General features: G+C 70.6%; 1 protein-coding gene. It reads left to right on the top strand.

All coding sequences use genetic code 11. The annotated features are described in order from the left end of the window. Positions 1 to 42: 42 nt before the first annotated feature. Entirely contained in the window at positions 43 to 1308 is a 1266-nt protein-coding gene (locus AB0937_RS38510; RefSeq protein WP_366718872.1) for an IS701 family transposase, read from the top strand. Positions 1309 to 1423: the final 115 nt, after the last annotated feature.

Genomic DNA, 1423 nt, shown 5'->3' with positions numbered 1-1423 from the left:
GGTGGTGCGTGTCCTCCGGGCCTGGTGTGGCGTTGAGGGTGTGTGACTCCGGACGAGATTGGCTTGGTGCGTGGTGAGTTGGAGGCGTTCGCGGCGGAGGTGTTCGAGCCGTTCGCGCGCAAGGACCAGCGCCGGTGGGGGCAGGTCTACCTGCGGGGATTGCTGACCGACGGGCGGCGCAAGTCCATCGAGCCGATGGCCGCCCGGCTCGGGGCTGACGGCAACCGTCAGGCTCTGGCCAACTTCATCACCACCAGCCCCTGGGACCCGGCGCATATCCGGGCCCAGCTGGCGTGGCGGATGGAGGCGGTGATCCGGCCGAAAGCCGTGGTCTTCGACGACACCGGGTTCCTGAAGGACGGGACCGCCTCGGCGTGTGTGTCGCGGCAGTACACCGGCACCGCCGGCAAGGTCACCAACTGCCAGGTGGGCGTCTCGCTCCACCTCGCGTCCGGCCACGCCTCGACGGCGGTCAACTGGCGGCTGTTCCTGCCGGCGACCTGGGACCCGGCCTCACCGAAGGCCGATCCCGGCAAGGTCGCCCGTCGCACTGCCTGCGGCATTCCCGACGACATCGGGCACGTGGAGAAGTGGCAGCTGGCCCTGGACATGCTCGATGAGACCCGCTCCTGGGGGATCGATGTGCCGCTGGCCATCGCGGACGCCGGATACGGTGACGCCGCGGCCTTCCGGCACGGGCTGCAGGCCCGCGGCCTGAATTACGTGGTGGGGATCTCCACCACCCTGTCGGCACAGCCCGCCGACGCGGTCCCGGTGCGCGAGCCGTACTCGGGCAACGGACGCCCGCCGGTGCCGAAGTACCCCGACCCTGCCCGGTCGGTGAAAGAGCTGGTCATCGCGGCGGGCCGGAAGGCCGCACGGCCGGTGCAGTGGCGGGAGGGCTCCAGGCCGGGCACCGGCCGCTCCGGCCTGAAACGGATGTACTCCCGTTTCATGGCCCTGCGGATCCGGCCCGCCGGACGCGAGATCCGGCAGGCCACCGACGGCCCGGAGCTGCCCGCGTGCTGGCTGCTGGCCGAATGGCCCGCAAGCGAGAGCGAGCCGGTCCAGTTCTGGCTGTCCGACCTGCCCGAGGACACCCCGCTGACCACCCTGGTCCGCCTCGCCAAGCTCCGCTGGCGCATCGAGCACGATTACCGGGAGATGAAGCAGGCCCTGGGCCTGGCCCACTTCGAGGGCCGGACCTGGAGCGGCTGGCACCACCACGTCACCCTCGTCTCCGTCGCGCATGCCTTCTGCACCCTGCAGCGACTGGCCCGGGCCCCAAAAGACACGGCGTCGGCCTGAGCCTCTACCAAGTCGTCCGCGAGCTGCAGACACTCCTCGCGACCTGGACCGGCGCCTGCCCCACCTGCAACCGCGACATAACCAGCCCAACACCGACCTGACCAAGCACTACTAG

The sequence above is a fragment of the Streptomyces sp. NPDC047880 genome, from assembly GCF_040706515.1.
GTDB lineage: Bacteria > Actinomycetota > Actinomycetes > Streptomycetales > Streptomycetaceae > Streptomyces.
The sequence above is the reverse complement of the archived record's forward strand: the minus strand, read 5'-3'. Positions and strand labels throughout refer to the sequence as shown.